General features: G+C 50.7%; 7 protein-coding genes. 3 read left to right on the forward strand and 4 right to left on the reverse strand.

Annotation, left to right across the window (positions count from 1 at the left end):
- Together BG74_RS18265 and cyoA are read right to left on the reverse strand one after the other, a co-directional pair.
- Positions 1 to 654 (reverse strand): cbb3-type cytochrome c oxidase subunit I (locus BG74_RS18265; protein ID WP_244267471.1); only part of this gene is annotated, 654 nt, incomplete at its 3' end.
- Between the two features lie 21 nt (positions 655 to 675).
- Positions 676 to 1,584 carry a cytochrome o ubiquinol oxidase subunit II gene (gene cyoA / locus BG74_RS08650; RefSeq protein WP_066597871.1) on the reverse strand — a complete coding sequence of 303 codons (909 nt, stop codon included), beginning with the start codon at positions 1,582 to 1,584 and terminating at the stop codon, positions 676 to 678.
- Between the two features lie 1,108 nt (positions 1,585 to 2,692).
- On the opposite strand from cyoA, the gene BG74_RS14340 reads away from it, so the two are divergent.
- On the forward strand, positions 2,693 to 2,893 hold the full coding sequence (locus tag BG74_RS14340) for a hypothetical protein (RefSeq protein ID WP_066597876.1): 201 nt from the start codon (positions 2,693 to 2,695) through the stop codon (positions 2,891 to 2,893).
- A 109-nt stretch (positions 2,894 to 3,002) separates the two neighbouring features.
- On the opposite strand, the gene BG74_RS14345 is transcribed toward BG74_RS14340, so the two are convergent.
- Together BG74_RS14345 and BG74_RS08660 are read right to left on the reverse strand one after the other, a co-directional pair.
- Positions 3,003 to 3,179: a hypothetical protein gene (locus BG74_RS14345; protein ID WP_187202832.1), complete on the reverse strand. Its 177-nt coding sequence runs from the start codon at positions 3,177 to 3,179 to the stop codon at positions 3,003 to 3,005.
- A gap of 380 nt (positions 3,180 to 3,559) precedes the next feature.
- The gene (locus tag BG74_RS08660; protein WP_066597877.1) at positions 3,560 to 4,138 is read right to left on the reverse strand and encodes a lipoprotein; all 579 of its coding nucleotides are present in this window, start codon (positions 4,136 to 4,138) and stop codon (positions 3,560 to 3,562) included.
- Between the two features lie 247 nt (positions 4,139 to 4,385).
- Between BG74_RS08660 and bolA the strand changes: the two genes are divergently transcribed.
- Both bolA and tig read left to right on the forward strand, forming a co-directional pair.
- Complete coding sequence (gene bolA / locus BG74_RS08665) at positions 4,386 to 4,703, forward strand: transcriptional regulator BolA (RefSeq protein WP_244267475.1); 318 nt, start codon at positions 4,386 to 4,388, stop codon at positions 4,701 to 4,703.
- A 318-nt stretch (positions 4,704 to 5,021) separates the two neighbouring features.
- Positions 5,022 to 6,153 (forward strand): trigger factor (gene tig, locus BG74_RS08670; protein WP_244267472.1); only part of this gene is annotated, 1,132 nt, incomplete at its 3' end.

Here is a 6,153-nt window from a genome sequence, read left to right on the forward strand (position 1 = left end):
GGGCGCGCGCATGAGCAAAATGGTGGCGAAGAAATTTACGCCGGTCAGGGTAGTCCCGATACCAGCTATCTGGATGCTCCAGATCCAGTAATCGACCCCGACGCCGGGACTATACTCCTTGCCCGACAGCGGCGGATAAGCCACCCAGCCGGTTTGGGCGAATTCACCAACGCCGAGGGACACGTTTATCAGGATGACGCCGACGACGAAGAACCAGAAACTTACGGAGTTTAGGAAAGGAAAGGCAACGTCACGTGCGCCGATTTGCAGCGGCACCGCTAGGTTCATCAGGCCGACAACGAACGGCGTCGCCATGAAGATTATCATGATAACGCCATGAGCGGTCACTACCTGATCATAATGATGGGGCGGCAGAAAGCCTGCTTCGCCCGCCGAAGCCAGCGCCTGCTGAGAACGCATCATGATGGCGTCGGCGAAGCCTCGCAGCAACATCACGAATGCCACGATCATGTACATGATGCCGATTCTCTTATGATCTACCGAGGTGAACCACTCTTGCCAAAGATATTGCCATTTACCGAAGTAAGTAATAGCGGCTACTAGCCCCACACCAATCACAATGATAGCAGCGACGGTTATCATAATGATCGGTTCATAGTGCGGAATTGAATCAAGCGTTAATTTTCCTAACATAGTTATTATTCCTATGTACTATTATGATATATATTCATGCCCATCCCTTCGTCGGGTGGTGGCAATACTCTTCCCTTTACCCATGAACTTGCCGATTACATCCTGGTATAGACTAGGTTTAACATTAGAGAAGTATTCGACTGGATGATACTCGCTCGGCGCTGCCAACTGATCGTAAGCGTCCATAGTGCCAAGTGTATCTGGTGATGCCTTGACTTTTTGAACCCACTCGGCAAAGCCTGCCTGATCTGGCATGGCGACGGCAGTGAATTTCATGCCGGAGAAACCACGGCCGCTGAAGTTCGCTGAAATGCCTTTATAGTTCCCCGGTTCGTTGGCGATGAGATGTAACGTAGTATTCATACCGGCCATTGCGTAAATCTGGCCGCCTAACTGAGGAATAAAGAAGGAGTTCATCACCGAATTGGAGGTAATCTCAAAATCCACCGGGACGTTGGCCGGGAATACGATTTCGTTCACCGTGGCGATACCTTGCTCCGGATAAATGAACAGCCATTTCCAGTCCATGGCGACAACTTGGATGGTGATTGGTTTGGCGTCAGACGCAATGGGTTTGCTTGGATCGAGAGCATGGGTCGACCTCCACGTCAGCGTGGCCAAGAAGATGATGATAAGGATCGGTACCGTCCATACCACTAATTCCACCTTGCTAGAGTGGGACCAGTTGGGGCTGTACGTCGCCTTGGTATTTGATGCGCGGTATTTGATCGCAAATACGAATGCCATGACGACAGCGGGTATCACGACGATCAACATCAGCCCGAGGGAGATCAGTATTAATGAACGTTGCTCCAGTCCAATCTGTCCCTTGGGATTCATTAACACCATATCGCTGCAACCGCTAACTAACGCGACGACGCTAAACAGCGACAAAATCCTTAAATACTTATTGTATTTCCTGAGTCTCATCTAACGACCTCAATAAAATGTTCTCTAATGTCGTTTCTTGTGCAGAGCATTTTACGGGAAGGTTGCAGTACTGTAAACACGATTAAGCTTATGTTAGAAACATGTTTCTGCATTCTGTCAGACGTGTCACACCTGTTGGGAATGATGAAAAATATTAATTTAGATAAGGGGTTAGATAATTAAATGTCGAAAAACCTCGATTCTGATAACGGAAAGAATAAAAGCGCGGGATCTGTATATCATCACATTAACAAATCAATATTATTCTTTGACAAAGAAACTACAAATATGTAAATACGCACCCTGTAAAATAATAGAGACGATAAACTGTCATTCCTGCAACATAAATAAAAAAATAACCTTTAATGAGAAGAGTAATAGGGTAAAAAACCGGCCCTTTTCGCCGGAGAACTTTATTCTCCGTCGCGCCGGACTTGGACATCATCAGTTTTAACCGTGACGCTACATCCTAGATCTTTTCATCGCGCGATAATCGAGAATGCATCCCATAGGTATACTCACTGTGAGTAGAACTGTGTCCATTTCCCAACATAAATTCATCATCTCGCCGGATGCGATCATGCCTGCAGTCTTGACCAGCAGCAGCGCTAGAGCGCGCCACGCTAGGCGATAACCGGAGCTGACATGGACGGACGCGCCGGCAGGAAATCGCCGTCCGATGCGTCTCGGTCAACGTGGTGCGGCACAGCATCAATAGGCCCAGACCGAGAAATGAAATGGCGACGGAGAACAGGTAAAACCAGGAGGCTCAGCCATGCAGTTCAACGAACTAGACGCCCCAGGGGGCCGACATAGACCCGACCGACGACGGCCAGCGCCGATAGCAGGGAGAATTAGGTGGCGTAGTAGGATTTGCTGTACAACGTCATCAGTAGCGTGACGAACGCTGCGGTGTCTATACCTCTCCACCTCCACACAAGTTTTCGACAAATACTGCCGCAGCCATTGACAAGGTGTTTATAGGTCACCGCAGTGCCTAATATCCGTCATTGGAGACCGCCAGCCTGCAGGAGCCCGAACAGCAATTTAAGGGTACGAAACAGCAATAGCCGCTGCATCAGCAGCCTTGTCCGTCAGCGTGCCGACAATGGTCGCTAATAAGCCCAGGCTTTTATCGACCATACCCAACCTGACCGGCGTCAAATTCCATGCTGTGAATAAGAAAAATCGTACTCAGGATGAGCGCAAAAGGGTCGCCAAGTTAGAGCACAATCAGGCGTTATCGACGCTGAATAAAGTCGCGCAGCGGCACCATCATCGCCTGGTCGAGACTGGTCGGCCTGGGTAATCCGCCTAGTCTAGCTCCGGCGACAGCAATGTGCTGACCAAGCCCTACCAACATCAACGCGGCTATCAATCAGTAGGTAGCCTGGCCTGCTAGCTGAGCTAGCGATCAGCTAGCTATAGCGCCAGGTCGACGGATACCAATATGGCCAGGCGATAGCTATTACCGAGACCGTGGCGACGGTACTGTTCTCCGCCGGCAGCAAATCGGTTTTGTAGGCGCCGAACACAATATCCTGCGAGGCGGAATAGAATAGAACGCCACCCATGCCGCAAGCACTGATAACCACACCAGATTGCGCGCCGGATCTAGGGACCTATCGCCAGCAGACCCAGTATGAGCAGTACTTGGCAAGATCGCTAGCTAATCCAGACGACGGCCCATCAGCGGCGGGCCCGTAGCGATCCATTACCGGCGACCAGAGAAATTTGATGATGTACGCTTGACCCACCAGAGAGAAAAAACCGATGGTTTTCAGATCTAACCTAGCTAGCGTTATCCAGACCTGTAGCGTGGCGGAGGTAGGCCGCTAGGGGTAAAATAGGGGGCATAGCAAAACGAGGGAACGACGCTGGGTGAGCTTGGCAATTCGAATGGATGTCATGGGCATAAACGGCTTTCGGGTTTAACCTGCCCAGCGCCGCAGGCAGGCCGGGTGAATGGAGAAAATTAACGCGCGTTTTGCTTGATGAAACTATTGACGCTGCTGTCGTTGGCCATATTATTGATCACATCCTCCAGCACGCTGTCTACAGCGCTGGTGATCTTGCTATTGGTAGCACGGAAAGCGCCCTGCACATGATAGACCGATTGATAGCTCTTCACTTGCTTGTTACCGTTTTTCGCTTGGGCGATGATAGAGATATCCACCCGGGTGGCAATGTTATAGCGCACATTGCCTTCGGACACATCAGCGTAGAGTTTATTGACTACGATCTGCAAATCCACAGCGCCGTTCGGACCAATCATGTAGCCGCGGGAAGTCATCTGTTTCTCCAACACTTCCTGAAACAGGAAACGCAGATCGCGCGACGGGGTGAGAGTAACTAGTTGGCCGTCGCGGTTGACTTTGGCCAGAGCCTGATCCGGCCGCTGGTCGGCGCCGTTAACGCTAACGGTGACGCCTATTAGCGACGGATCCTGCTGCGGCAGCTGAATTTTAGGGGAAATATCCAGCGTATTGGTGCTGGCCGAGCAGCCGGAGAGCACCAATAAAGCCACCAACGGCATCAGTAATTTTTTTAGCATACATGCTTTCTCATTCATCAGGATGGGGAAGGGAAAACGTCTACATCATAGCATCGCTAACGGGAGGGGAAAGCCTCTAATAGCACTAATTTACGTTACGGGACATTTTACTGCTCGGCGCGGGACAGCAAGAGGCGTCGAGCGCGAAATTGCCGCTAGCTAAAAAAGCTAGATATTAAAGAATAATCAGTTAAGATTTTGATTGACAGAGCAAAGCGTTCTGCCTGGCGTTGAAGGAGAAGAATAGATAATGATGCGCGAGCAAATAGAAAAAAAAATCAGGGTTGAGTTCACTCCGCTGTATCTGGAAGTAGTGGATGAAAGTTACCGCCATAATGTCCTGGCCGGCTCTGAGAGTCATTTCAAAGTGGTATTGGTCAGCGATCGGTTCAACGGCGAGCGTATCCTGAGCCGCCATCGCGCGATATACGGCGTTTTGGAGGATGAGCTGGCGGGACCTGTGCATGCACTAGCGCTGCAAATCTACACGGTCAAAGAGTGGGAAGGACTGCAGGATACGGTGCCAGCCTCCCCCCTTTGCCACAGCGCCGGGCTGATGGCCTGATCCCTATCGGCACAGGGTAAACTGGCTGGATGGAGGGGAACCGACTTGCTGGCCTTTTTTCCCTCTCTGCGCTAGCGCACAGCGCAATTTGCGCGCCGTTCTCGACTTATAAACCCTATCTCGCTATAATGCCGCGTCTTACTATTTCCAGAAGAAATTCGGGATGCTTCTGACGAGACGACGGGCAACAGGTTTTGATTCCTCAGATTACCCGGATCTTAAGAGGCCATTTTCACTTCAGTGGATCTGGATGACCGCTTCTTTGAAAACGGCTTCTCTGGCGTTGATAGAGCGCTGTGATTTTTTTGAGGTTACCAGATGCAAGTTTCTGTTGAGATCAATGAAGGCCTGGGGCGCCGTATAAAAATTACTATCGCCGCCGACACGATTGAGAAAGCAGTAAAGAGCGAATTAGTGAACGTCGCTAAAAAAGTCCGCATCGACGGCTTTCGCAAAGGGAAAGTCCCTATGAATATTGTTGCACAGTGCTATGGCGACTCCGTCCGTCAAGGCGTGCTGATCGACCTGATGCAGCGTAATTTTGTCGACGCTATTATCCAGGAAAAAATCAATCCGGTGGGCACACTGAATTATGTCCCGGGCGAATACAAGTCCGGTGAAGATTTCAGCTATGCGGTAGAGTTTGAAGTTTACCCCAAAATGGAACTAACGGGGTTGGATACCATTGAGGTCGAAAAACCACAGGTAGAAGTGAAGGATACCGATGTCGACACCATGTTAGAAACGCTGCGCAAACAGCAGGCTGACTGGAAAGAAACCGCTGATGCCGCCTGCGCGGAAGACCATGTCACCGTCGACTTCACTGGCACCATTGACGGCGAAGCGTTTGAGGGCAGCAAAGCCACTGACTTTGTGCTGGCCATGGGCCAGGGCCACATGATCCCCAGTTTTGAAGAGGGAATTATCGGTCATAAAGCGGGCGAAAGCTTCGACATCAACGTCACTTTCCCGGAAGACTACCATGCCGAAAATTTGAAAGGCAAAGCCGCGAAGTTCACCGTTGAGTTGAAAAAAGTCGAGCAGCGCGAACTGCCGGAGCTTGATGAAGGCTTCATCAAGCGTTTCGGCGTTGCCGACGGCACCCTGGCAGGCCTGCGCGCCGAAGTGCGTAAAAACATGGAGCGCGAGCTAAAAAAAGCTGTACGCAACTGTTTAAAAAAACAGGTAATTGACGGTCTGCTTAGCATGAACGATATTCGTGTTCCCGCAGTGCTGGTCAACAGTGAAATCGACGCGCTGAAACGCCAGGAAGCACAGCGTTTCGGTGGCAACGAAAAGCAGGCGCTGGAATTGCCGCGCGAGCTGTTTGAAGAACAGGCCAAGCGCCGCGTCAAGGTTGGTTTGCTGCTGGGTGAAGTTATCCGCAAATATGAACTGAAAGCGGACGAAACCCGTGTTAGCGCGCTGATTGAAGAAATGGCGTCCGCCT

It is taken from the genome of Sodalis-like endosymbiont of Proechinophthirus fluctus, assembly GCF_001602625.1.
GTDB lineage: Bacteria > Pseudomonadota > Gammaproteobacteria > Enterobacterales > Enterobacteriaceae.

Excerpts from the sequence above, each read along its gene's own strand:
- BG74_RS08660 (WP_066597877.1), bottom strand. The coding sequence starts at position 4,138 with ATGCTAAAAAAATTACTGATGCCGTTGGTGGCTTTATTGGTGCTCTCC.
- BG74_RS14340 (WP_066597876.1), top strand. The coding sequence starts at position 2,693 with ATGGTCGCTAATAAGCCCAGGCTTTTATCGACCATACCCAACCTGACC.
- cyoA (WP_066597871.1), bottom strand. The coding sequence starts at position 1,584 with ATGAGACTCAGGAAATACAATAAGTATTTAAGGATTTTGTCGCTGTTT.